Consider the following 25,393-nt stretch of genomic DNA (forward strand, 5'->3'; position numbering starts at 1 on the left):
GTCCTTACCGGACTTTGCTTGCTCATGGAACGGTAACGGGATACGGAACTCGAAGGGAAGGGCTGCCATGAGCATCATGCGCAAAATGATTCTGGGATACGCGGTCCTCATCTTTATCCCGGTCATCGCATTCGGTTATCACTACTATACGCAAACTTACGGCAACCTCACCCAGCAGTTCGTGGAAAGCCGGCAGAAAATCCTCGAACAGGCTTACGCGAATATGAAAACGGAGCTCGCCCGCATCCAATCGGTGCACCGGATGCTGCAATATAATCCGTACTTAACCGATTATCTGGACGGCGTCTACCAGTCCGATGCGGACAGCGTCTATGCGTTCATTCGTTACATCAGTCCGCTATTTTCGCAATCGTTGTTCGCCAGTCCGGAGATCGAATCCGTCGTCATCTACAAGATGAAGGACCGCGTTCTGCCGATCTCGGATCATATCCTGGACCTGTCCAAGCTGGATTCGCGAAGGGTAGAAGCGGTCCGATCCATCAAGCCGGGCCGAGGCGTGTGGGTACGCGCCGATCCGGAGGTTTCGGATCCGGACCTGATCTATTACCAATACCTCTACAATACCCAGATCACGGAAAAAATCGGCTTGCTCGAAATCCGGGTCCGCAGCAGTCTGATCCGCCATTTTTACGAGGCCGCAGGCGTGGAAGAGAACTGGGAAGCCTTTCTGTTGTCCGAGCAAGGGAAGCCTTTGTTTGGCGGCAAGACGGCTGCTCATCTGGATGATGGGACGCTGCGCATGCTGCAATCGAAGAACAACACGTTCTTCATTAACCGCAAAACGATCGTGAACCAACAGAATCTGGAGGAGCTCGGCGTTCGCGTGATCGTCACCGGGCAGGTCGGCGACGTCTTCCACGCGATCAAGCGGAGAGAAATCGTAATGGTCACGACAATCGTCTTGCTGTTGGCCGGTTTATCGTTCGCTTATTACGCATTGGTGTCCACGATTTCGAAACGCATCCTCCGGCTTGCCCGGCATATGCGCACCTTGCGCGACGATAATTTGAAACCGCTCGTCATCAAGCAAGACAAGTTGGATGGCAGGGACGAAATCGGGTTCCTTACCCAAACGTACAATTCGATGATCCGGCGCATGGACGAACTGATCAACAACGTCCACCGCGCCGAGCTGCGCCATAAAGAAGCCGCTTACAAAGTGCTGCAAGCCCAGATTAAACCGCACTTTCTCTATAACACGCTCGAAACGATCCGAATGCTCGCGGAATCTCATGACGATAAGGAAGTCGCCGATATTTCCTTCTGGTTCGGGAAACTGATGCGCTACAGTCTATCGCCTCAGAAGGACGAGACGGTTCTGGCCAAGGAAATCGAAATGGTCACCTTCTTCCTCAACATCCACAAGATGAGGCTGCAGAGCCGGTTGACCTATGAAATCGACGTCGCCTTGGATGCCGGGAACGTGCGATGCCCGCGTTTCCTGTTGCAGCCGCTGCTTGAGAACTGCATCGCTCATGGTGCGTCCACCGTTCTGCGGACCGTCCATATCCGTCTCTCGGCGACAGAGACGGCGGAGGAAATCAGGGTTACCGTCTCCGATAATGGAAGCGGAATCCCTCCGGAGAAGCTGCAGGCCATTCAAGCCCGGCTAGCGAGACGAGACGAGGCGGGCGAAGAGGAGCAGGAGGGCGGAGTCGGGCTGGTTAACGTGAACGAGCGCATCCGTTCGTTCTACGGCGGAGCATCGCGGCTGGAAATCGCAAGCAACCCCGGCCAAGGGACGGCTCTGTGCGTCATTATTGCGAAAGGAGGGGAACCCGGCGATGAAAATATTGATCGTGGACGATGAGCCGCTCATCCTGAGCGGGCTGGTCAAGGTGGTGAGCGAAGTCGCTCCCGTCGGAGCCCGGTTCCGCGATGCGGGCAACGCCTATGAGGCCCTGGAAATCATGAAGGAATATTGGCCCGACGTGATGATTACGGACCTCAACATGCCGGAGAAAAACGGGTTCGATTTGATCGAAGAAGCGAGACAGGACGGGTTATGCGACCGCTTTATCATATTGACCGGCTACGACGATTTCGAATACGCGCGAAGGGCGTTGCGTGCGGGAGTCGTGGACTACCTTCTGAAGCCGATCGATAAGGAGGAAATCGCGCGGCTGCTCGAACGGGTGAGCGCGGAACTCCCTTCCGAAGGCGATACGGATTACTCGAAACACGCCAAGCGGATTCTCGCCTACATGGAGGCCAATTACAACAGCGTGCTTTCCCTGGATCATCTCGCCGACAAGATGGATCTTCATCCGAATTACATCAGCAGTCTATTTAAGAAGGAAACCGGCGATACCTTCGTCCATTACCTGAACGCGCTGCGGATCCGGGAGGCGCGGAAGCTGCTCCGGGCGCAGCGCCATCTCCTCGTCAGCGCCATCGGGCAGCAGGTTGGCTACGAGAATAAGCATTACTTTACGAAAGTGTTCAAGAAATATACGGGAGTCACGCCCAGCGAGTATCGGGAGAGCAAGTCGCCGGTGGAAGATTGAAAGGCGTCAACCGTACAAGGAGGAATTGCGAAAATGAAAAAGCAAGGTTTGAATCCGTATCTTCCCTCTTGGTATTATCTCTATGCACGGGGCTATGTCTGGCGTCGTTCGCATTGGAATCCAATTAGGGAAAGCGAGGATGGAATATGGAGAACCTGCACGCGACGGCCGTTCCTGCCGAGTACATGAGGGCGGTCAAGAAGGAGCTTCAGGGGACGTTAACCGAAATCGAGTACCCGGTCCGGAACTACATTAACGTGTCACGGCTGCTCGTGACGGATCGGCATATTGAATCTGCAGAGGCGGGAAGACAAACGGTCAGCGGAGACCCGATCGCCAAGAAGTGCAACATCTATCTTCCCTCCGGCTATGAAGAAAACGCGGAGGGCAATCGATATAACGTACTGTATCTGCTTCACGGAGTGGGCGGAGACCCGGCCGAGTGGTTGCGGGGCAACGGGCAAATCGGCGGGAATTTTGTCCTTTGCAATATTCTGGACAACTTGATCGCCGAGGGCGAGATCGATCCGCTCATCGCCGTTTTCCCCAACGGGCGATCCGCGCCTGATCATATGGACAGATCTTTCAATTCCGAAGGAACCAACATGCTCGGCTTCTATTATTTCGATTATGAGCTCAGATACGATCTGATCCCCTTCATCGAATCGACATACCGTACGTACGCGGACATTACGGACACTTCGGCCGAGGGGATCGCTTACAACCGCTTGCACCGGGCGATCGCCGGTTTGTCCATGGGAGGCATGCAGTGCCTGAACTTGATTCTCGGCGGCTACCGATGCGATTCGGTCGCTTACACGGAAAACAAGCACGGCTGGAGGAACGGGTTGGATACGACCGTGCTCGCGCCGGGCATGCTCGATTTGTTTGCCTATGTTGGCGTTTTCTCCAATGCCCCAACGTCGAGCGAAGGTCCGGTTCTGGGCGCAAGCCTGGCGTCTGCCGGGCACAAGCTCCATTTGCTGTATATGACCTGCGGCGATCGGGACGAGGTCTCCATCGGCCCGTATACCAAGTCGATCGAAGGGCTCGCGGATGCAGCGGGAGACAAGCTTGGCCACTTTTACCGGGTTCTCGTGCCGGGCGGCGTACACGATTTCGGGGTGTGGAATCACGGCGCCTACAACTTTAGTCGACTGGCATTTTCCAGCAGTTTCGCGGATTAGGAGGGTCTTTTCATGAAGATGCATTTGTTTTCTTCCCGATTCGGTGGACGAAAAAGGATCGTATTGGTAAAATTATATTACAGAACATAGTTTTACATTATAGAACTAAGGGGATTGCAGCTTCACATGCCGATCATTCAAGCCTTGGACCGGGCGCTCCGGATTTTGGATCTGTTCGACGAGCATAACCGGGAGTTGAAAATCACCGAGATCAGCAGCCGAATCGGCTTGCATAAGAGCACGGTCCACTCTCTTTTGAAGACGCTTCAAATGCACAGGTACATCGAACAGGACGAGAATGGACTTTACCGGCTCGGCATGCGTTTGTTGGAGAAGGGCCAGTCGATCCTTCAAGGCTTCGATATTCGGGAAGTCGCCAAGCCGTATTTGCAGCAATTGTCCGATCAGACGGGGCAGACGGTGCATCTGGTGATCCGGGACGGAGGGGAGGGAGTATACATCGATAAGGTGGAGGGGAGCAGGGCGGCGATCCGGTACTCGAGGATCGGAAAACGCGTGCCCCTGCACAGCAGCGCAGTAGGCAAGGTGCTGGCGGCAATGGCTCCGCCCGAGGATCTGGCAAAAACCTTGAAGAACTACGTCTATACCCTCCATACGCCGAATACGATTACGAACGAGAAAGCGTTCCGGGAGGAATTGGAACGCGTGCGGGAGTCGGGCGTCGCCTACGATAAGGAAGAGAATGAGCCGGGCGTGCGATGTGCGGCGGCGCCGGTTTACGATCACGGCGGGCAGATCGCCGCGGCCGTCAGCATTTCGACGATGGCGTTCACCGTGAGCGAAGAAGAGCAGGAGCGTTTCGTGAGGCTCATTCGCGACGTTGCAGACCGTATTTCCCGGGGGCTTGGCTATCGGGGGTAATGTCGATAAAACCGGACGCATGACCTCGTGTCATGTGTTTATTCTCGGCACAAAACGAGAACGCGGTTTTATAATATAAAACTACAGTGGAGGCGAAGCAGTATGCGCATATTCAGGTATCGGGATAGCGGGGGGCTAATCTTAGGGGTCATGGCGGACGATGGATCTGCTTTCAAACTGGATGAGCCGGACCTCATTACGTTATGGAAAGCAGCCCGCGCACAAGGCGTCATGCTCTCGGAATTTGTAGCGGAACGGATCGCCGAATCTGTGCCTTTATCGAGGCAAGCGGAATCGCTGGATCTGGCGATGCCGGTTGATGCACCTGAAGTATGGGCGGCAGGCGTAACCTATGAGCGGAGCCGGCAGGCGAGAAATTACGAGGCCACGAGTGGGCGGCTGAACGCGGATACATTCTACGATAAGGTGTATGAGGCGGAGCGGCCGGAGCTGTTCCTGAAATCGACCGCTGCACGTACGGTCGGTCCGGGCGAGCAGGTGTGCCTGCGAAGCGACTCTGCCTGGCAAGTGCCCGAAGCGGAGCTCGGCCTCGTTCTGGATCGCGACGGAACGATCATCGGCTACACGGCCGGAAACGATATGAGCTGCCGGGATATCGAGGGCGAAAATCCGCTCTATTTGCCGCAAGCGAAAATTTGGAAGCGTTCGTGCGCGATCGGACCGTTCATACGGCTGGCGGATACGGTAGCGGACCCCTATGCGCTTGCCGTTTCATGCCGGATATACCGCGGCGGCGTCAAGATGTTCGATGAGACGGCGAACACGGGGATGTTGAAGCGAAAATTGGATGAGCTGATCGTTTTTCTGAAACGCGACAACGAGCTGTTCGACGGAACCGTTCTGCTGACGGGCACGTGTCTGGTGCCGCCGAATCAGTTCACGCTCAAGTCCGGCGATCGGATCGAGATCGAGGTCGAAACGATCGGAACGCTCGTGAATACGGCGGTAAACGTGCACGAATTGGACACGGCCTCGGTTGCGCTATAAGAAAGAAGGAGGATACATTCATGGACACGCAATCCGTCTTCATCGTTGACAATTATATCGGAGGAAGCTGGACGCCTCCGGCTTCGGGCAAACGGGTGCCGAGTCTGAATCCGGCAAGGCATGGCGAGACGGTCGGAGAGGTTCCCGTCTCCGGGATCGACGATTTGAACCGAGCCGTTGCTGCGGCCGATGAAGCAAGACGCGCATGGAACATGCTGACGGGAGCGCAGCGCGGTGCGTTCCTTTTCAAGGCGGCCGACCTGCTGGAGAACCGGATCGAGGAGATCGGCCGGACGATGACCCGGGAAATGGGAAAGACGATCGGGGAAGCGAAGGGAGAGACGGCGAGAGGCGCTGCCATTCTGCGCTATTACGCGGGTGAAGGAATGAGGAAGACAGGCGACGTCATTCCGTCAACGGATGCGGATGCGCTGATGTTCACCACTCGCGTGCCGCTCGGGGTCGTAGGCGTCATCTCGCCGTGGAATTTCCCGGTAGCCATTCCGGTCTGGAAGATGGCGCCCGCGCTTATCTATGGCAATGCCGTCGTCTGGAAGCCGGCAACCGAAACGGCCGTCACGGCTTCTCTCGTCATGCAATGTTTCCATGATGCCGGCTTCCCGGCCGGAACCGTCAATATGGTGGTCGGCAGCGGAGCGGTCGTCGGACAGGGCATCGCCGAGCATCCGGGCATCCATGGCATAACGTTCACCGGTTCCAACGGCGTCGGCAAGCGGGTCGGTCAGGCCGCTCTGGCGCGAGGCGCCAAATATCAGCTGGAAATGGGCGGGAAAAATCCGATCATCGTGGCGGCGGATGCCGACTTGGAGTTGGCCGCGGAGGCGGCGGTGAGCGGCGGACTTCGTTCCACGGGCCAGAAATGTACGGCGACGAGCCGGGCCATCGTCGTCAGCGAGGTCTATGACGCGTTCAAAGAGAAGCTGCTGGCCAAAGTGAGCAACCTCGTCGTCGGCGACGGTCTGGATGCCAAGACATGGTTGGGACCGTGCGCGAACGAGAACCAATATGATACGGTAATGAATTTTATACGCAAAGGCAAAGAAGAGGGCGCCGTCCTGTTGGTCGGCGGCGAACGTCCCGACGATCCGGCGCTTAGGGAAGGCTTCTATGTAACGCCGGCCGTGTTCGAAGGAGTAACGCCGGAAATGTCGATTGCAAGGGAAGAAATTTTCGGCCCCGTGCTAGCGCTTATCGAAGTGCGCGATCTCAAGGAAGCGATCGCCGCGGCGAACGATACGGAATTCGGACTCAGCGCCTCATTGTATACGCGCAATATCGGAAACGCCCTGACATTCATCAAGGAGTCCGAAGCAGGTCTCGTTCGGGTTAATGCGGAGACGGCCGGCGTGGAGCTTCAAGCGCCGTTCGGGGGCATGAAACAGTCCAGCTCGCATTCGCGGGAGCAGGGCACGGCGGCGATCGAATTCTACACGTCGGTGAAGACGGTTTTCGTGAAGCCTTAATCCGGAGGGGGAGGAACGCGGGTGAGCGATAGAATCCATCACATCATGGGGAACCATGACGATGCGTATTTCCATGTGGTGACGCATGCACCCGGTCCGACGGGCACGCTGCCGCTCACGCCGGAGCTGCTGCTGAATGCGCCGAGCGGGGATCTGTTCGGCTGGTCGCAAAACGTCGGAATGGGCTGGCGGGCGGACCGGCTGACGGGAAGGCAGGTGCTCATTCTGGGAACGCTTGGCGGTATCCGGAATGAAGACGGCACGCCGGCGGCGCTCGGTTATCATACCGGTCATTGGGAAGTCGGTCTGTTGATGAAAGCGGCGGCGGATGAAATCAACACGGCAGGCCATATTCCGTTCGCGGGATACGTCAGCGACCCATGCGATGGACGTTCGCAGGGAACGACGGGTATGTTCGATTCGCTTCCTTATCGTAACGACGCGGCGATGGTCATGCGACGGCTGATCCGCTCGCTGCCGACACGCTCGGTCGTTCTGGGCGTTGCGACTTGCGACAAAGGACTGCCGGCCATGATGCTTGCGCTAGCGGGCATGACGAAGCTGCCGGGCGTCATCGTGCCGGGCGGGGTGACGCTGCCTCCGACGAATGGCGAGGATGCCGGCAAGATCCAGACGATCGGCGCCCGCTACGCGAACGGCGAGCTTTCACTGGAGGAGGCTGCCGATCTGGGCTGCCGCGCCTGCGCGTCGCCGGGAGGCGGGTGCCAATTCCTCGGCACCGCGGGAACTTCCCAGGTCGTGGCGGAGGCGCTCGGCCTGACCGTCCCGCACGCCGCGCTTGCGCCGTCGGGCCAGCCGGTCTGGACGAATATGGCGCGGCAGTCCGCCCGTGCCGCCATGTCGCTCGCCGAACTTGGCCTGACGATGGGCGATCTGCTGACGGATGCATCCATCCGCAATGCGATGGCGGTACACGCCGCTTTCGGCGGTTCGACGAATCTGCTCCTGCATATCCCGGCCCTTGCCCACTCCGCAGGACTCGCCGTTCCCGACGTATCCGATTGGTCAACGATCAATCGTGAGGTGCCGCGACTCGTTAGCGTATTACCGAATGGACCGATTCCGCATACGACCGTCCGCGTGTTTCTCGCAGGCGGCGTTCCGGAAGTCATGTTGCACTTGAGGCGATTAGGGTTGCTGGATGTGCGGGCGCTTACGGTCGTCGGTTTGAAGCTGGACGAAACGCTGGATTGGTGGGAGACGTCGGAGAGACGCCAGCGCATGAGGACACGCCTCAGAGAGCAGGAAGGCATCGATCCGGACTCCGTCATCTATCGTCCGGAACGTGCACGCGCCGCAGGCCTTGCACCTACCCTTACGTTCCCGTCCGGCAATATCGCGCCGGAAGGCTCGGTCATCAAATCGACGGCCATCGATCCGTCGGTGATCGGTCCGGACGGCATCTTCCGGCACGTCGGCCGAGCGAAGGTGTTCACGACCGAACGCGCGGCGATACGAGCGATCAAGACCGGAGGCATCTCTGCCGGCGATGTGTTGGTGTTGATCGGCCGCGGGCCTTCCGGCGCCGGCATGGAGGAGACGTACCAACTCACCTCGGCGCTAAGGTACCTCTCCTTCGGGAAGGAGGTATCGTTGCTGACCGATGCACGGTTCTCCGGCGTTTCTACCGGCGCATGCATCGGGCACATAGGTCCGGAGGCGCTGGCGGACGGTCCCATCGGACGGCTTCGCGATGGCGACTGGATCGAGATCCGGATCGACACGCGGAAGTTGGAAGGATCGGTTCATATGGTCGGTTGCGGCGAACGGCCGGATTCCCCTGAATCCGGAACAGCCATTCTTGCCGCCCGATCCCTGCATCCCGGTCTCGCGGAAGATCCCGAGCTTCCGGACGACACGCGGCTGTGGGCAGCGCTTCAATCGGCCAGCGGCGGAATCTGGAAAGGCTGCGTGTATGATACGGATCGCATCATCCGGACGTTGGAAGCAGGCAAACGCGCATTGGCTGCAGAAACGCATGGCTTGCAACGATGAGGTATGGGTTCGATCCCCTTCGTCTCCGAATGCAAACAACCGATCCTCATCAGGGTCGGTTGTTTGCATTTGGAACTCTAATCTGCCCTCAACGGCAACGGATATAACGCCCTGGAGGCATTCCTTCCGATTTCGAAAATTGTTTCGTAAAGGAATAAATATCCCCATAACCAAGACTAAGGGCTACTTGTTTGATAGGAAGTCCGGAGAGGAGCATCATTTTGGCCTGTTTCATCAATTGTTCAATGTGGTACCGCTGAGGGGAAACCCCGGTCGAGGCTTTAAACAGCTTCCTGAAATTCTCATAGCCCATATTGATGGCTGCTGCAGCTTCCTTCCTATCATAATGGATATCGTTGGAGCCGCCGATGAGTTGGCAAGCCTTCGCTATTTTATGTTCATTGTCCTCTTTCTGCGTATAAGGAACGCTGCCGTGTAATCGGATCATGAGCTCTTGCGCTCTCATCAGCACGTAGGGGAGCCTATCATCCGCAGCGCCTTTAAGCGTGTTTAGCAAGGCAGCAAAATCAAGTACCAAATCGCTCGTAAGCCGCGTCGCCCGCACCTCTTGATCAGAGTTGATCATTCCAAGCGTTTTGAGGTAATGATAGACAGGATAGCCTACGCTAATATAAAACTCGATCCATTCCCCATCGGGCTCGATTTCGGTGGAGTGCATACGTTCGGGCAAACGCTGAACCAGATCCCCCGCTTGCATCGGAATCACGGTGCCGTCCTTCGAGATAAATCGTCCACTGCCTTGCAGGATCACAAAACAGCTGTAATATCCGATCATAAAGTCATATTGGGAACGATCCGCCGTTCTTTTTCTCATAAAGCCGCATGACATGATGCCTTGGTTGAAATCGTCGCCGATACACCGGTATACGACATCGTTTTCCTTTATCCCGTCGTAATTCATTCTGTTGCGCACCTACCAAAATGGATAAATGAAATCCCAGCCTTAACATTTCAAATGAAGACTTGTCCTTATATTATAGGGGTATCGATTATAGGGTACAACCAATTAGAACAATTGGCGAGAGGATGAATGCAAACGTATGAAGCTGAACAGAGACTGGGAAAATCCGCATGTGGCGCAGAAGAACCGTTACCCCATGCATGAGCCGTATGGCGTATACGAAACCGTGGAACAGGCGCTAAGCGGAGATCGCAGAAAGTCGAAATACGTAAAATGCTTAAACGGCTTGTGGAAATTTCAATTGTTTCCGTCTCCGGATGTGGTAACCGATGGGTTCTATCATCCGGAATTTGACACGTCCCAGTGGGAGGATATCCCGGTTCCTTCCAACTGGGAGCTGCACGGATACGGAAAACCCATATACACCAATATCAAGTATCCCTTTGTGCGGAAGTGGGCGGACTCCCGTCATGAAATTCAATTGAAGAAAGATGAATTTGTATGGAATCCGCCTCATGTGCCGGAAGATAACCTCACCGGATGTTATGTCCACTTGTTCGAAATCCCCGAACACTTTACCGGCCGGGATCTATTGATCGATTTTGCCGGCGTGGAATCTTGCTTTTATTTGTGGCTGAACGGGAAGTTCGTCGGTTATTCGTCGGACAGCAAGCTTAACGCTTCTTTCGAGATAACGGATTACATCCAAAAGGGGCAGAACCGTTTAGCCGTCCAGGTGATGCGATTCGGAGCCGGCACTTATCTGGAGGATCAGGACTACTGGCATCTCTCGGGGATCTACAGAGACGTTCTGATTTATGCCAAGCCGCGAATGCGCATTCATGATTATAAAATCGAAACGCTCTTTGCGGGTCAATACGACAATGCCGAATTGGCCGTGACGGTCCATCCTAATAATCGAACGAGCGGCTACGGGGAAGCTCACGTGCGGCTGTCTCTTTACGATCATGAACACAAATTGGTTACGCAATTTGAAACGCCGAAATTTGCGGATTGCAGATCCTACCTGCAAGAGAACTATGTGGCGAAGGTCAAACAAACCATTCACAATCCCAAATTGTGGAGCGACGAAATTCCTTACCTTTATCGGTTGGTATTGGAAATGATCGACCCTGACGGCAATGTCGTTGACATCGAGAGCGCACATGTGGGCTTCCGCGAAGTCAGTATGGATAAGAATGGCATATTGAAAATAAACGGAAAACGTCTCATCGTCCGCGGAACGAATCTTCATGCGTTTTGTCCCGAAACGGGGCGCGTGGTGTCGACGGAGTATATGCGCGAGCAGATCAAAATCATGAAATCGCTGAATATCAATGCGGTAAGAACGAGTCACTATCCGCATGCAGTCGAATGGTACGACCTCTGCGATGAGCTGGGCATTTATGTCGTGGACGAGGCCAATATTGAGACCCATGGCATCGGCGGTCAGCTCAGCGCATCTCCGGAATGGACGCATGCTTATATGGAACGTGCGGCTCGGATGGTGCTCAGAGATAAGAATCATCCCTCGATCATTCTGTGGTCCCTGGGCAATGAATCCGGGTACGGAGCGAACCATGCCGCCATGTACGGTTGGATGAAGGAGTATGATCGAACAAGATTTGTCCAGTACGAGTCCTTGAATCCTCCGGCCCACATTTCCGATATCCTGGCACCCATGTATCCTGGGAAGGATTGGATCCTGGAATGCATGGCCAACTCCGAAGACCTGCGGCCGTTTATTATGTGCGAATATGCGTATTCGAAAAGCAACAGCAACGGGAATTTCAAGGAGTTCTGGGACCTTATTCATCAATTCCCGCGGTTTCAGGGCGGTTTCATTTGGGACTTCCAGGATAAAGCGCTTGTGAGGTACGATGAATCCGGGAACAAAAAATATGTTTATGGCGGCGCGTTCCAAGAAGAGATCGTGGATTCCGCGCCCGATATGTGCCTGAACGGCGTTGTATTTCCGGATTTAACGCCGAAACCGGCTGCCTATGAAATCAAACATGTTCAATCTCCCGTTCAGATCGATTACTTTGAACGACCCTATGATATTCCGAGTAACAAGAGTTATCGAATATATAATCACTATACGCATCGAGACTTGAGCCACCTGGAAATCGGTTGGGAGCTTGTTTGCGACGGGAAGGTTGTCCAAAAGGGTACATTACCCAAATTGAACACGCCGGCTGGATCTATGGACCATGTTCAGCCACCCTACGATCCATCCAGGGTCTCGGGAGAAGCGTACTTGAATTTCTATGCTTATCTGGACGAGGATACGTATTATGCAAACAAGGGAACCAGTATTTATGCCTGCCAGATCGAATTGAATGATTCCCTTCACGCAATCCATACCGGAGAAATTGAAAGTGGAAGCCTAACCTATGAAGAAACCGCAGATCGAATTCTTATTTATCATGAAAATACGAACGTGGTCTTCTCGAAAGAAACGGCAGAATTCATTTCCGTGCGTTACAATAACCGGGACTACTTTACAGGCGGGACTAACAACTTCTATCGCCCGCCAACGGGAATAGACGCCGGTATTCCCGGCGAGACGCTGAACTATGCGGATGATTGGAGAAGCCTCGGGCTGGACTCCAATCGGAAAGAGATCAAGCATATCCGGGTTTATGCAGCGACTGCTTCTGTTTTCATTCAGGTTCATGCTTTGTATCATGGGTGCATCGAAACGCGAACCGAATATAAGATTGGCGGTAAAGGCATTGAAATTACCAACGCGGTCGTGAATAATGCCCATGTCGATACCCTTCCGAGAATCGGTCTAAGTTTTACCTTCCCTGCTGCCTGGAACCATATCCAATGGTATGGCCGCGGGCCATGGGAAAACTATGCGGACCGTAAAATGTCTGCCTTCGTCGGGATCTACGAAAGCTCCGTTCAGGCTCAACATGTTCCCTACATCGTGCCGTGTGAATGCGGGGGCAAGGAGGATGTCCGCTATTTAGTTGTGTCCGCGGATGATCGCAAGGTAAAAGTTACCTCGGCGGGTCACTTCCATTTTGATATCCATCACCACAGCATCGGACAGTATGACAAGGCTGCCTATGAAGACGAGCTTGGCTCATCCGATTCCGTTTTCCTTCATATCGATTATAAACATGCGGGTCTTGGCGGAGACAACGGTTGGATCAAAAACATTCACGATGAATATAAAATCGGAAAGGGCATCTATGTTTACAAGATCGTATTAGAGATCGTGGATTGAACAGCAGTGCCCCGAAAGTGAGGAATAGAAGTAAAAAGTCGAAGACTCCAACTCCACTTGTCAGTGGTGTGTGGAGTCTTCTTTGCCGCCCGCCTCACGTTTATCGTGTCAATCAAAATTGGATGACCGCCATCTGATGACATTCCCATTCCGGCAGCTCGTACCGCACGATACCGCCTTCTTGCACAAACGGAATTTCGATTAACTGCGGAGCCATATACACTCGCCGTACCGGCCGGGGAACACGGATGGCGGCTTTCGTGCCGCGAATCGGCAATATATCCTCGATGACTTCGACGCCTTTCCCGCGCCTGATCGGCGATGCATACAGGAGATGGTGGATCCAGCGGTTCTGCTCTTCCTGCGATTGGATCGTCGTAACACCCTGCGCAGGCAAATCGGTATCGAGCGTTTTGCCGGGAAGAAGCCGGTTCAGCGCCCATACGACCATTTCTTTCAAGATCAAGCTGCCCTTGTCCGCGTAATCCTCGAATACGTTCCATGCGATATAGATCCCGTCCGGTCCTTCCGCCATGCCGACCGCCGATCGGACATTGGTGCTGGGCGCATGCTGGTGGGAGCAGAAGGTGAAGATATCGCGGTTGAAATAAGGATTTTCCTGTGACGCAAGCTCCGATCCGCTGTCCGTCAGTTCGACCATCTGCCCTTCGCCGTACATGATGAATGAAGCGGATCCAAGTGCTTGCAGCGGGAAATTCGGCCGTATGTACGAAGGGCGGTAAGGGTTGGGGCCAAGTGGGCGGACACCGAGGTCCAGCGCAAACGTCTTTCGATCCGCCGTCATGCCGGAGCTGCCGGTTGCAAGCACTTTGCCTCCGCGTTGCAGGAATTCCGATAGCTTCCGCTTCAACCCATCATCTACGAACACCCGATCCGGCAATAGGATCACCCGATACGCATCGAAGTCCGCTTCGCAATCAATGACGTCAAATAAAAACTTGCCTTCCAGCAGAAACCGCACCGCTCCGGCATCCGGATCCGCGGTTCGATCTTCGTGAGATTCACCTGACGGATGCACACCTGCCGCTTCCAAGGACAACAAGGCAACATCGGCTATGTTGCGCGTATCCGTGCACCACTTTTCCTTTCCTTTCACTTCCTGATAGGCTTTCCCGATCAAATCGTAGGTGGCTTCATCCATCAGCCCCTCCGGATGCAGCTGGTCGCCGATCGAGCACCGCGCTCCGTTCGCGAGGCAAAGCGCCGTCTCGTACCGAAGCGCATTCGGATGCTTGTAACCGCCGAATTCCCCCCATGATGTATGGAATTTCCCCGTCATCCCCAAATATGCCAAACCCAGAGCTTGAGCATAACGTACGGATAGCGGAAAGTGATCGTAACCCCAGCCTCCCGTCGGCAGAGATTCCAGTTCAAAATGCGTGTTCAACGCCGCCAAATCGCGCCGGCCCCGCCGAATGTGGCCTCCGTTATGGAAGACGGGAAGTCCTGCCTTGACTTCATGAACCGTTTGATTGGCGCGATCCGCGTAATTCCGGTACGTTCGCTCCCACATCCGCTTCATCGCCTCCCGATCGCGCGGGTCGGCACCTTCGGCGCGAATCGCCGAAACACAGTGCTGGCAATAGCATTCGCGCACGCCGACGATGTCGAGGAATATTCCGTCGGCGTCATACCTCGTCACGACCTCCCGGATTTGCTCCAGCAAATAATCGAGGTAGGGCGTATTCATGCAAAATTCGTGATAGCCGGGCTGCATGAAGTCAACGGCCCATTGCGTTCGCTCGGACTTGCCGCGAATCAACCATTCGGGATGGCGGCGGGCCATCTTCTCATCCAAACCGGCGGAGAGGTATACCGGCGTCTTGACCCCGATTTCGTGTGCCGCTTCGATCATAGCGCCTAGCAGATCGAAATCAAGCTCCGGATGTCGTTCATTCGCTTCCGACGGGTGATAGGCCCACCCATGATGGCATTTGGAAAACACCGTAATGGAATCGACGCACCCGCGGAGCAGCATCTCCTGAAATTGCGCTTTGGAGAAATGTTTGCCGATACCTTCGATCGCCTCGGATGTATGAAAATCGAGATGTACTTGGCGAAAACGCATGCGAAGCTCCTCCCATCAACCATTCGTTTTCTTCCACTCTACCGCAACAAAATCCGGATAAATACTGAAGAAGACGACCATCTATAGTACAATATCGACTAATGTCATCTTCAGAAGGATTCGGTAAAGAGGAAGGAAATAGGAGATGGAATGTGTGGAGCTGAAAATACCTCCGCTGCCGCAGTTGGTCACTGTCGGCCATTCATGGTGGAGGCCGGGGACGATCCATTTTGAGCGGCGGTTTCAAGTGTTCGATCTCCAGTTCGTCGCCCGCGGAAGCCTCCATATGACGGAAGAGGATGCGGCATACGATCTTGGCGACGGAGGGGTGTTGCTGCTCGAACCCGGACTGACCCATGTCGGCCATAGGGAAACCGCCGTCGACACTGAGCTTTATTGGGTGCATTTCGTCCATGCCGCACCGGAGAGACGTCTTCCCCACGATAAAATCAACTGGCCTCAACCGCTGCTTCGCGGTACGGACGCTGATCTGTCACCCACGGAACAGTTCATGTATCTGCCCAAATTCGCTCATCTGGATTTGCGCCCGCTTCTCCCGATCTTGGATGAGATGGTACAGGTTCACCGGGAGTTGTCGATTCATAATGCGCTGCGGCTGCAAGTTCTGCTGGGCGAACTATTGATCCGGCTGCAGAATACGACCCGGCAATATGTCCGTTCGCGAGCCTATGCGGTCAGTGAAATGGTGATCGGCTATTTGAAAGAACGGCTTACGCTGCCGTTCGACGCTGCCGGGATGGAGAAGGAGTTGCATTTCCGGTTCGATTACCTGGCCCGTTGCATGAAACGATTCACGGGCATGAGTCCTCTGCAATACTTCCATCATCTGAAAGTGGAGAAAGCCCGGCAGCTTCTAGCCCAGGACCGCTTGTCCATCCGGGAGGTAGCCGAATATTCCGGGATTCCGGATGTGAATTACTTCTGCAGGCTGTTCCGCAGGAAAACCGGAATGACTCCAAACCAATACCGCTCGATGCTTCAAGGATTCGTGTGAGAAGCGGATAGGAAGCAAAAGGGCTCCGAGAACCATTGGAAAAGCCAAGACCACCTCGAACAAGTCCACGTATAATAAAGCATGTACCGACAACCAGAGATGATAAAGGATGCTGATCGTTTCATGTCTTGTTATATTGGACGAATCATCATTGTAAGAAACGAAGGAACGGTCATTATTGGAAACGTCAGAAACATTTCCCCTTCCGAAACGTCGCGGACCACCGAGGGAGCAGGTCAGGATCTTACCGGAGAGGGTACGAATGCTACCGCCCCCATAACGCTTCCGACTCTCCCGACAATGCCGCCACGCGCAAGATAGGGACAGGCAGTCATTTCGTTGAGCGCGAGAGGTCGGGAGTGCGTTACGCAGGCCTATTAGAAAATAACGAAACCGGTACCTGCAGACACTCAGGTACCGGTTTCCGTGTCACAGCGTAAATCAAGTTTTCCTTTTCGCTATACCGCCGCCGATCTAGGCCTATCCAAAGAATTCCGTGTCCCTGTGGCCAGATTCACTTGCGCGTTCATTCGTCCGCTGATTGAATTCCGAATCCATCCAGAGAATTCATGTATTCCCTGGGAGTTTGATTTTTGAACTTCTTAAACATCTTCCCGAAGTAGGTCATATTGGAGTATCCAATCATTTGTGCGATCTGCTGGATTTGGTAACGCCGGGTCCGAAGGAGTTGTTCGGCCTCGTTCACTCGTAGCATATTCATGTATTCGACCAAGGTTTTTCCAGTGGTTTTTTTGAACAAATAACAGAAATAATTCGGACTGATGCAACAAATCTGCGCGGCATGCTCAACACTCATGGGTTCATTGAAATGTTGGCTAAGATGCAGGAGCAAGGGTTGAATGACCCCTTCGCGCCTGTTGTTTTTAGAAGGATGCTGGGAAATCGGAGTACACTGAAGGGCATGTCCCAGCGATTCAAATAGAGAAGCCTTGACTAGAAGTTCATAGCCGAATTTTTTCTCTCTGTGATAATTGATCATCCTTTCGATAATGGCGTGAATTCGAGCCGTAACGGTTTGTTCAGCCCGATAGAAGCATGGCGGTTGAATCTCTTGGTTAAGCAACGGCTTGATATATTTCATTTCCGTATTGTCCAGAGAGCTATTCCGCAGCAAGGCCTCATTAAAAACGACAGCGTACAATTGGCTGTCTTCGCCGATCGGAAACGCGGAATGCATCTGTCGGGTATTGATGAAAGCGACATCACCCTCGTACAAATCCTCGAAGCGGGTATCCACTTGGACACGGAAACTCCCGTTCACAATCGCAATCCATTCCAGATGATCGTGCCAGTGCGGGGGAATAATCCTGGAATGGGATCCGCATAGGTGGAACATATTGATTGGAAAGGTCAGATCGGGAATATCCGTATGTTCCTTGCTGGGTAACCAATGAGTCGAAGCCTCCATTACCGATGATCCCCCTAGAATCGTAATATTGAACGAAAACATCCTATTTTTCGAGGTAGATACTCGTTCAATAACATAATTATAATTGACTTGTAAAGCGCGTTTTATGAAACGTATGCAAGATTTTCAGGGTACAGATTAGGGGCTATGGGGGGACAAAATGTTTCGTATTGATGAAAATCGACTCATTCGGGAATATGACCATGAGAAGGTCTGGATCGAACCCTGGGGAGAAAATTCCTTGCGTGTACGTGCTTCCTATGCCTCGATAACGGATGACGAATGGGCGCTTCTACCCGCCGTTCGGACGGAACCGGAAATCGTGATTGAGGCGGATCGTGCCACGATTACGAATGGCAAGATCAAGGCCGAGATTACTCGCGATGGCCAAATGACGTTTTACAATCAGAAGGATGAAGTATTGTTGCGTGAAAGCAAAAATACCTATCAGCTCAAATATGGGGGGCGGGAACTCAGGGGGCATCAAGGAGGAAGTGATTTTCATCTCACACTCCGTCTAGAGTCCAATCCCACGGAGAAGCTTTATGGGATGGGGCAATATCAACAACCCTTTCTGAACCTGAAGGGCTGTCAACTCGAATTGACGCATCGAAACTCCCAGGCGAGTGTTCCGTTTGTGCTGTCCAATCTCGGCTATGGCTTCTTATGGCATAATCCGGCCGTAGGCCGTGCTAACTTCAACTTGAACGTAACGGAGTGGAGTGCTCCTTCCACCAAGCAATTGGATTACTGGATAACCGCGGGCGATACGCCGGCAGAGATCGAAGAATCGTATGCTGCAGCAACCGGCAAGGTTCCGATGATGCCGGATTATGCCATGGGCTTCTGGCAGTGCAAATTACGTTACCGTACGCAGGAAGAGCTTCTCGAAGTTGCGCGGGAGTATAAGAGAAGGAACCTGCCGATCTCCGTCATTGTCATCGATTTCTTCCATTGGACGAACCAAGGGGATTGGAAGTTTGACCCTGAATATTGGCCGGATCCGAAGGGGATGGTTGAGGAACTCAAGGAAATGGGCATTGAGCTTATGGTGTCCGTGTGGCCTACGGTTCAGACGGAAAGCGAAAACTTCGGCGAAATGCTGGAGAAGGGGTACCTCCTCCGCAACGATCGAGGGGTTCGAACCCAGTTTCAGTTTCTCGGCCAAAACGCCATCTTCGATGCCACCAACCCGAATGCCAGGAAATATTTGTGGAATATTATCAAAAAGAATTACTACGATTACGGCATTAAGGTGTTCTGGCTGGATGAGGCCGAACCGGAGCTCTCGGTCTACGATCATGATATTTACCGTTATCATATCGGCTCAAGCCTGCAAGTCGGGAACATTTACCCGTCCAAGTACAGCCAGACGTTCTATGACGGCATGGCCGCGGAAGGCCAGTCCAATATCATCAATCTGGTCCGCTGCGCCTGGGCGGGCAGTCAGCGTTATGGAGCACTTGTCTGGTCTGGGGATATTGCTTCGACCTTTGAAGTATTCGGTTACCAGGTGCGCGCCGGACTGAATATGGCGATTGCCGGAATTCCTTGGTGGACGACAGATATTGGCGGTTTTCACGGGGGCAACCCGGATGATCCCTCCTTCAGGGAACTCATCATCCGCTGGTTCCAATACGGCGTCTTCTGCCCGGTATTCCGTTTGCATGGAGATCGTGTGCCGCATACTCCCGGCATCGGGCCTGCCGGAGGAGGCATATGCGGCAGCGGCGCCGCCAACGAAGTCTGGAGCTACGGCGATGAGGCGTATGAGATTATGGTTAGCCACCTGCATCTGAGAGAACGGCTTCGTCCTTATATTGCGGAACGGATGAAGGAAGCCCATGAGAAGGGCACGCCGCCGATGCGGCCACTGTTTTATGATTTTCCGCAGGATTCCAAGGCGTGGGATGTAGAAGACCAGTTCATGTTTGGGCCGGATCTGTTAGTAGCCCCCGTTTTGCAGCAAGGCGCCAGAAGCCGAACCGTATACTTGCCGTCCGGAGCATTTTGGAAAGACGCTTATACGGGAGAACGGTTTGATGGCGGAGCTTCCATAATGGTCGAAGCCCCTCTGGAAAGGATTCCTGTATTTTTGAGAGATGGCGTAAAGCTGCCAATCGCTTCTGCGTGAATGGACGTCATGGATGGCAGCCGCCGCCGCAGCGGCGAGTCAAAGCCAAGAGATTGCGATGCGCAATCTCTTGCTTTGTTGATAGCGAATCGCTCGTTACGATATATGATACAATGGGAAAATGGTCCAAAATACTTTCGTTACGCTCTTGATCGCAGCAGGAGCAAGGAGGGCATTGTTTTGCCGGTACGGAATGACGAATACTCCGGGTATCTATTGGCGCATTTTATCGGGGAACAGCCTGACGGCGAGCAGGTCTATTTCTCCTACAGCGAGGACGGCCTGCATTGGAAGGATCTGAACGGGGGATTGCCTGTCCTGCGTTCCGAACTGGGGGAGAAGGGCGTACGGGATCCGTTTCTCGTGCGATCGCCCAAGGAGGACAAGTTTTACCTCATCGCTACGGATCTCCGCATCGCAAACGGGAAGGGCTGGGACAATGCGGTACATGCCGGAAGCCGCGACGTGATCCTATGGGAATCCGCCGATCTTGTGCATTGGTCTGAACCGTGGGCGGTCACGCTCGGCGTGCCGGGCGCCGGCTGCGTCTGGGCGCCGGAGGCCGTTTATGACGAAGCCGCGGACGAGTTTCTGGTGTTCTGGGCTTCCGCGACGCAAGAGCCTCAAGAAACCGAGCGGAAACATAAAATTTACAGCGCCCGTACCAAAGATTTCCGCAGCTTTACGGCAGCTGAAAAGTATATCGAACGAGAAAACCACATCATTGACACGACGATCATTGCCCGGGGCGATACCTACTTCCGTTACTCCAAGGATGAAACGACGAAGAATATCCGGGTCGAAAAAGGCACATCGCTGGAAAAGGACGCCTTCACCAACCTGCACGCTCCGGTTCTGGAGCAATTGTTAGGCGTGGAAGGCCCGCAAATGTATAAGTTCAACGACCGCGAGGAGTGGTGCCTGATTGTGGACCGCTTTGCGGAAGGAAAGGGCTACCTCCCCTTGGTGACCTCCGACCTTGAAAGCGGCGAGTTCCGGGTATTGCCGGAAGGATCGTTTGATTTGGGGAAAACGAAGAAACGCCACGGCGGAGTTCTCCCCATTACCGCTGCAGAATGCGGCCGCCTTCTGGCGGCGTTCGGCGACGGCCATCAGGCGCTGCCCGGGCAATTCGCGGACCCGGACCTAGCGAAATTCGGCGATCGCTATTACCTTTATCCGACGACGGATGGTTTCACGGGCTGGTCGGGCACGCAATTTCATGTGTTTTCATCCGATGACATGCGCATTTGGAAAGACGAAGGCGTGATCCTGGATCTTGCGACGGAAGATGTACCCTGGGCCGTCGGCAGCGCATGGGCTCCGGCCATTGCGAGCAAAAACGGCAAATACTTCTTCTATTTCTGCGGCAAAATGGAAAGCGGGGTCAGCGCCATAGGGGTCGCGGTCGCCGAGACTCCGGCAGGCCCGTTCCGCGCGCAGCCGCAGCCGCTTCTTACGATGGAACAGATGAAGCGTCTTGGCATCGCCATGGGCCAAACGATCGACCCGTCTGTCTATTATGAAGATGACGGCACGGCTTACCTGCTGTTCGGCAATGCGCACGCCGCAATCGTACAGCTCGGCGAAGATATGGTGTCCGTCATGGAGGATACGATGAAGAATCTTGTCGGCCTGCACGACTTCCGTGAGGCGGTTACCGTTCTGAAGCGCGGCGGGATTTATCACTTCACGTGGTCCTGCGACGACACCGGCAGCGAAGATTACCACGTGAACTACGGAACGGCGGAGCATCTATACGGGCCGGTCACCTATCGTTACCCGGTTCTTGTCAAAAATAAGGATAAAGAGATGCTGGGCACCGGCCATCATTCGATTCTCCAGGAGCCCGGAACCGATCAGTATTGGATGGCTTATCACCGGTTTGTCACGCCGCTGACCCGGTTTACGGAGGGAAAAGGCTATCATCGCGAAGTCTGCATAGACCCGCTCACCTTCGGAGAGGATGGGCTGATGCAGCGGATACAGCTGTAGAGGCCTTTACCGGGCCAGGCTAACCGATCCGGCGCCGAGCGGCGCCAAGTTCTCCAGCAGTCGCCAAGACTGTCGGCATTTGCCGACAGTCTTTCTTTTGCTCATACGGAAAGAATAAGTCCGCTTCGGCTCCAATTGTATCCACGCATTGATTCTTGCGAAGGAAGCGAGCTATCATTAGGACATCATTTCAGGATGGGGAATGAAACGTATGAACCAATTTCGCAGGCTGGGCCTGAATAAGCAAATAATTGCTTTGATCCTGATTATGCTTATCGTCCTTCTGATTTCCTTCGTCATTTCGAACCGGATTGCCGGGAGGATTATCGAGAAGAAGGTCACGGAGTCCGTCAGTAAAGTATTCCTGCAGGTTCAGGAGAAAACGGCGAGCTTCTATTCGGATATGGAGGGGATTTCGAATTCGCTGCTCTACAGCCCGACGGTTCAAACCTTCATGAGTTTGCAGGATCCATTGGAAAAAATTCTGATGGACAATGAAATCATATCCGTGTTCAACAACACAGTTACGTTAAAAGATAATATAAGAGGCATCCAATTGTTCGACCGGGAAGGCAAGATGGTCGAAAGCATCGGAATAGGGACAGGCCGATCGGTTCAGCTTCCGGTCGAATCGACGGTGTATTCGGGATTGTTGAGGGATCCGGAAGCAAAGACCGCCACCACCAACTACACCATAACCGTTCCCATTTATAATCTGAAGAGCTCCATATTCAAAGATTACAGAGGCACCGCCGTTTTTGTCATGGATGTCCGGAATTTCGGCAAAATTCTCGAAGGCGGGAAAATAACGAAAAATTCCACGCTTATGCTGCTCGATCAGCAGAATCATATCATCGTCAACGAAGGCACGGCGCTCAATATTGACGCCTCCCGTCTTGAGGATTGGAAGAAAGATACTCATTATATTGTCCAGACGGCCACGCTACCCCGAACGGGATGGAAGCTGGTCAGCATCATTCCGAAGAGCGAACTGCTGCAGGATTTGGATACCGTCAAAAGACTGAATATCGCGACGTATGTGATCATGTTCGGCATGCTGATCTTATTCTTGTTTATTTTCTCCACCCGGATTTTGAAACCGGTAAAGGAGATTATGGATTTTATGAGGTCTTATCCGAAGATGGAGCGCGATCGCCGGTTCAACGTGGTCTATCATAATGAAATCGGCGTTCTCGGCGCCAATCTGAACCGGATGCTGGATGAGATCGATTCCCTCGGCATTGAGATTCAGCAAACGCAAAAGCAAAAGTACGAAATCGAAATCGCGAAGAAGCAAATGGAAATATCGGCGTTTCGCAATCAGATCAATCCCCATTTTCTATACAACACGCTGGAATGCATACGCGCCATGGCTTTCTATTACAAGGTCGAGGACATTGCCGCGATCTCGGAATCCTTGTCCAAAATGTTCCGGTATTCGGTGAAAGGAAACGATTTCGTCACCATTCGGGACGAGATCGCCCATGTCGGCGAATACGCCAAAATCGTCGGGTTTCGTTTTATGGGAAGAATCAAGATCGAGATGAAAGGCGAAGAAGAATGGATGGAGCTGAAAACGCTTAAAATGCTGCTGCAGCCGATCGTCGAAAATGCCGTGTTTCACGGCTTGGAGAAAAAAATCGACAACGGCCTCGTAAGGATCACGGTTCGTAAGGACGAGAGGGACCAAATTCAATACATCATTCAGGATAACGGGTATGGGATGGAAGAAGAGCGGTACAATTCACTCGTCCATCGCCTCAGACAATGGGATTCGTCGGAAGGATCCGCCAACGAAGGCGATCAAGGAATCGGCTTGTTCAATATTTTCCGCAGACTCAAGCTGGTTTACGGCGACGCGGCTTCCATGACGATACAAAGCGTTTTGCACGAAGGCACGACGGTGATCGTTTCCTTCCCCATGCACCATCATTCGCAAAATAAAGAGGATGAGACAGCATGAATACGGTATTGATCGTTGATGACGAGCCTTGGGTTGCTTACGGCTTGAAACAATTGGTCGATTGGGAGAGTCTCGGCTATACCGTGATTGGCGAGGCTCACAATGGCATAACGGCGTTGGAGAAGATCGAAGAGAAACAGCCGAAGGTCGTCATTTCGGATATTCGCATGCCGGGATTAAACGGAATCGAGCTGCTGGAAGCGATCAGGGAGAGGCAGCTGGACACCAAAGTCATTCTGATCAGCGGCTATGCCGAGTTCGAATACGCGCAGAAAGCGGTCCGTCTCGGCGCCTTCGATTATTTGCTCAAGCAAGTCGAGAAGGACAAGCTGACCGAAACGTTGCTGCGTTTAAAAATCGCGTTGATGGACAAACAGCACGTTTACAGAGGATTGGATTTATTTCTGGACGATCTGTTCGAGTTGTTCGAGCCGGACAACAAAATCAAAATCAACAATTTTCTGGCCAACAAAGGGATTGAATTCGAGTATCCCCACTACCGCTTCATCAGCTGTTCCTACTTGCACTCCACCGTATCGGATAGCGGCGAACCATATACAACGGAATTCGGAATCCGGTATATGAGGTTTCGAACCGGACAACATAAAATCTCCATTCTGGTCAATTACGACGAGTACAAGAATCCGGTCGGTTTATTGAATTTCATATCGGGGAATCTCTCCAATGCCCGTCATATCGGCATCAGCAGCACGGGTATTTATTCTGCTCCTCTTGCCAAGCTTTATCAAGAATCGGATATTGCCCTGTCCAGCGCTCTTTTTCAGCAGGGTGAGCAGATCGTCGAATATAAAACGGCGGATCATGCCGCGATGGTTGCCAGAACGATCCTGCAAATCGAATTGGCGATTAAGGAAACGAAGCCTGCGATGATTCATCAAGGATTGGACGAGCTTTGCGAGGTATGCAAGTCCCGCCGAATGCTCATCGACCAAATCTCCACCATTTACAATCAAGTCGTTTCGCTTGTCTATAAGTACTTCGGCGACCGCGATGCCAATCCCGATATCGACTACTTAAGCTATGATCAAATCGTCCGTCATTACGGCTCCATCGATCAGTTGTTCGACGGGATCAAGGCGTTCTTCGAGCAACAGGCCGGGAGGGAGCCGCAGATTTCCAATGAAACGGCGAAGAAGATCGTCGGGTATATCGATTCCAGCTTTACGGAGGATATGATGCTGAGCGATCTATCCCGAAAATTCAACCTCAGTCTCGGTTATTTAAGCACCCTGATCAAGAAGGAAACGGGAAAAACGTATACGGACTATGTGACCGGCAAGCGTCTTCAGCTTTCCAAAGAATTGTTGAACGATCCATCGCTGTCCATCCAGGAGATCGTGGAGCGCGTGGGGTATAAAGATTATTTTCATTTCAACAAGCTCTTCAAGAAGCATTACGGCATCACGCCAAGCAAATATAGAAAAATGTAAGCACGATCTGAAAGGAACACCAAAATACGAAAATCCGAACATATGGCGG

16 protein-coding genes are annotated in these 25,393 nt (G+C 53.3%); 13 read left to right on the forward strand and 3 right to left on the reverse strand.

Annotation, left to right across the window (positions count from 1 at the left end; all coding sequences use genetic code 11):
• The first annotated feature begins 67 nt into the window (after nucleotides 1–67).
• The 7 genes from GE107_RS04235 (at nucleotide 68) to GE107_RS04265 (ending at nucleotide 9,105) form a co-directional block, all read left to right on the forward strand.
• A complete protein-coding gene (locus GE107_RS04235) occupies nucleotides 68–1,831 on the forward strand; it encodes a sensor histidine kinase (protein ID WP_219638236.1) in 1,764 nt (587 codons plus the stop codon).
• Nucleotides 1,806–2,528, forward strand: a complete 723-nt coding sequence (locus GE107_RS04240; protein WP_219638237.1) for a response regulator transcription factor — start codon at nucleotides 1,806–1,808, stop codon at nucleotides 2,526–2,528. The genes GE107_RS04235 and GE107_RS04240 overlap by 26 nt, the downstream gene beginning before the upstream one ends.
• Before the next feature lie 146 nt (nucleotides 2,529–2,674).
• On the forward strand, nucleotides 2,675–3,715 hold the full coding sequence (locus GE107_RS04245; protein WP_219638238.1) for an alpha/beta hydrolase: 1,041 nt from the start codon (nucleotides 2,675–2,677) through the stop codon (nucleotides 3,713–3,715).
• Between the two features lie 126 nt (nucleotides 3,716–3,841).
• On the forward strand, nucleotides 3,842–4,597 hold the full coding sequence (locus GE107_RS04250; protein WP_219638239.1) for an IclR family transcriptional regulator: 756 nt from the start codon (nucleotides 3,842–3,844) through the stop codon (nucleotides 4,595–4,597).
• Nucleotides 4,598–4,699: 102 nt separating this feature from the next.
• Entirely contained in the window at nucleotides 4,700–5,605 is a 906-nt protein-coding gene (locus GE107_RS04255) for a fumarylacetoacetate hydrolase family protein (RefSeq protein WP_219638240.1), read from the forward strand.
• Between the two features lie 20 nt (nucleotides 5,606–5,625).
• Nucleotides 5,626–7,089, forward strand: coding sequence for an alpha-ketoglutaric semialdehyde dehydrogenase GucD (gucD, locus tag GE107_RS04260; RefSeq protein WP_219638241.1), 1,464 nt, complete (start codon nucleotides 5,626–5,628; stop codon nucleotides 7,087–7,089).
• Between the two features lie 45 nt (nucleotides 7,090–7,134).
• Nucleotides 7,135–9,105 (forward strand): YjhG/YagF family D-xylonate dehydratase, encoded by a 1,971-nt coding sequence (locus tag GE107_RS04265; protein ID WP_219638502.1) that lies wholly within the window; start codon nucleotides 7,135–7,137, stop codon nucleotides 9,103–9,105.
• An 88-nt stretch (nucleotides 9,106–9,193) separates the two neighbouring features.
• Here GE107_RS04265 and GE107_RS04270 read toward each other — a convergent pair whose 3' ends face one another.
• On the reverse strand, nucleotides 9,194–10,027 hold the full coding sequence (locus tag GE107_RS04270) for a helix-turn-helix domain-containing protein (protein WP_219638242.1): 834 nt from the start codon (nucleotides 10,025–10,027) through the stop codon (nucleotides 9,194–9,196).
• A 172-nt stretch (nucleotides 10,028–10,199) separates the two neighbouring features.
• Between GE107_RS04270 and GE107_RS04275 the strand changes: the two genes are divergently transcribed.
• Nucleotides 10,200–13,268: a glycoside hydrolase family 2 TIM barrel-domain containing protein gene (locus GE107_RS04275; RefSeq protein WP_219638243.1), complete on the forward strand. Its 3,069-nt coding sequence runs from the start codon at nucleotides 10,200–10,202 to the stop codon at nucleotides 13,266–13,268.
• A 112-nt stretch (nucleotides 13,269–13,380) separates the two neighbouring features.
• Here GE107_RS04275 and GE107_RS04280 read toward each other — a convergent pair whose 3' ends face one another.
• A complete protein-coding gene (locus GE107_RS04280) occupies nucleotides 13,381–15,357 on the reverse strand; it encodes a beta-galactosidase trimerization domain-containing protein (RefSeq protein WP_219638244.1) in 1,977 nt (658 codons plus the stop codon).
• A 145-nt stretch (nucleotides 15,358–15,502) separates the two neighbouring features.
• Here GE107_RS04280 and GE107_RS04285 point away from each other — a divergent pair, with 145 nt between their 5' ends.
• Complete coding sequence (locus GE107_RS04285; protein WP_219638245.1) at nucleotides 15,503–16,372, forward strand: helix-turn-helix transcriptional regulator; 870 nt, start codon at nucleotides 15,503–15,505, stop codon at nucleotides 16,370–16,372.
• Between the two features lie 526 nt (nucleotides 16,373–16,898).
• Here the strand turns inward: GE107_RS04285 and GE107_RS04295 are convergent.
• Nucleotides 16,899–17,801, reverse strand: a complete 903-nt coding sequence (locus GE107_RS04295) for an AraC family transcriptional regulator (protein ID WP_219638247.1) — start codon at nucleotides 17,799–17,801, stop codon at nucleotides 16,899–16,901.
• A 160-nt stretch (nucleotides 17,802–17,961) separates the two neighbouring features.
• On the opposite strand from GE107_RS04295, the gene GE107_RS04300 reads away from it, so the two are divergent.
• The 4 genes from GE107_RS04300 (at nucleotide 17,962) to GE107_RS04315 (ending at nucleotide 25,344) form a co-directional block, all read left to right on the forward strand.
• The gene (locus GE107_RS04300; RefSeq protein WP_219638248.1) at nucleotides 17,962–19,935 is read left to right on the forward strand and encodes a glycoside hydrolase family 31 protein; all 1,974 of its coding nucleotides are present in this window, start codon (nucleotides 17,962–17,964) and stop codon (nucleotides 19,933–19,935) included.
• Between the two features lie 180 nt (nucleotides 19,936–20,115).
• Nucleotides 20,116–21,930 carry a glycoside hydrolase family 43 protein gene (locus GE107_RS04305; protein WP_255570174.1) on the forward strand — a complete coding sequence of 605 codons (1,815 nt, stop codon included), beginning with the start codon at nucleotides 20,116–20,118 and terminating at the stop codon, nucleotides 21,928–21,930.
• 211 nt (nucleotides 21,931–22,141) lie between these two features.
• Nucleotides 22,142–23,893 (forward strand): cache domain-containing sensor histidine kinase, encoded by a 1,752-nt coding sequence (locus GE107_RS04310; protein WP_219638250.1) that lies wholly within the window; start codon nucleotides 22,142–22,144, stop codon nucleotides 23,891–23,893.
• Nucleotides 23,890–25,344, forward strand: a complete 1,455-nt coding sequence (locus tag GE107_RS04315) for a response regulator transcription factor (protein WP_219638251.1) — start codon at nucleotides 23,890–23,892, stop codon at nucleotides 25,342–25,344. The genes GE107_RS04310 and GE107_RS04315 overlap by 4 nt, the downstream gene beginning before the upstream one ends.
• Nucleotides 25,345–25,393 lie beyond the last annotated feature (49 nt).

Origin of the sequence: Cohnella sp. CFH 77786, assembly GCF_019400745.1 — a bacterium.
Taxonomy (GTDB): domain Bacteria; phylum Bacillota; class Bacilli; order Paenibacillales; family Paenibacillaceae; genus Cohnella.

Coding starts and splice junctions, on each gene's coding strand:
- GE107_RS04235 (WP_219638236.1), top strand. CDS start 68: ATGAGCATCATGCGCAAAATGATTCTGGGATACGCGGTCCTCATCTTT.
- GE107_RS04240 (WP_219638237.1), top strand. CDS start 1,806: ATGAAAATATTGATCGTGGACGATGAGCCGCTCATCCTGAGCGGGCTG.
- GE107_RS04245 (WP_219638238.1), top strand. CDS start 2,675: ATGGAGAACCTGCACGCGACGGCCGTTCCTGCCGAGTACATGAGGGCG.
- GE107_RS04250 (WP_219638239.1), top strand. CDS start 3,842: ATGCCGATCATTCAAGCCTTGGACCGGGCGCTCCGGATTTTGGATCTG.
- GE107_RS04255 (WP_219638240.1), top strand. CDS start 4,700: ATGCGCATATTCAGGTATCGGGATAGCGGGGGGCTAATCTTAGGGGTC.
- gucD (WP_219638241.1), top strand. CDS start 5,626: ATGGACACGCAATCCGTCTTCATCGTTGACAATTATATCGGAGGAAGC.
- GE107_RS04265 (WP_219638502.1), top strand. CDS start 7,135: ATGGGGAACCATGACGATGCGTATTTCCATGTGGTGACGCATGCACCC.
- GE107_RS04270 (WP_219638242.1), bottom strand. CDS start 10,027: ATGAATTACGACGGGATAAAGGAAAACGATGTCGTATACCGGTGTATC.
- GE107_RS04280 (WP_219638244.1), bottom strand. CDS start 15,357: ATGCGTTTTCGCCAAGTACATCTCGATTTTCATACATCCGAGGCGATC.
- GE107_RS04285 (WP_219638245.1), top strand. CDS start 15,503: ATGGAATGTGTGGAGCTGAAAATACCTCCGCTGCCGCAGTTGGTCACT.
- GE107_RS04295 (WP_219638247.1), bottom strand. CDS start 17,801: ATGGAGGCTTCGACTCATTGGTTACCCAGCAAGGAACATACGGATATT.
- GE107_RS04300 (WP_219638248.1), top strand. CDS start 17,962: ATGTTTCGTATTGATGAAAATCGACTCATTCGGGAATATGACCATGAG.
- GE107_RS04310 (WP_219638250.1), top strand. CDS start 22,142: ATGAACCAATTTCGCAGGCTGGGCCTGAATAAGCAAATAATTGCTTTG.
- GE107_RS04315 (WP_219638251.1), top strand. CDS start 23,890: ATGAATACGGTATTGATCGTTGATGACGAGCCTTGGGTTGCTTACGGC.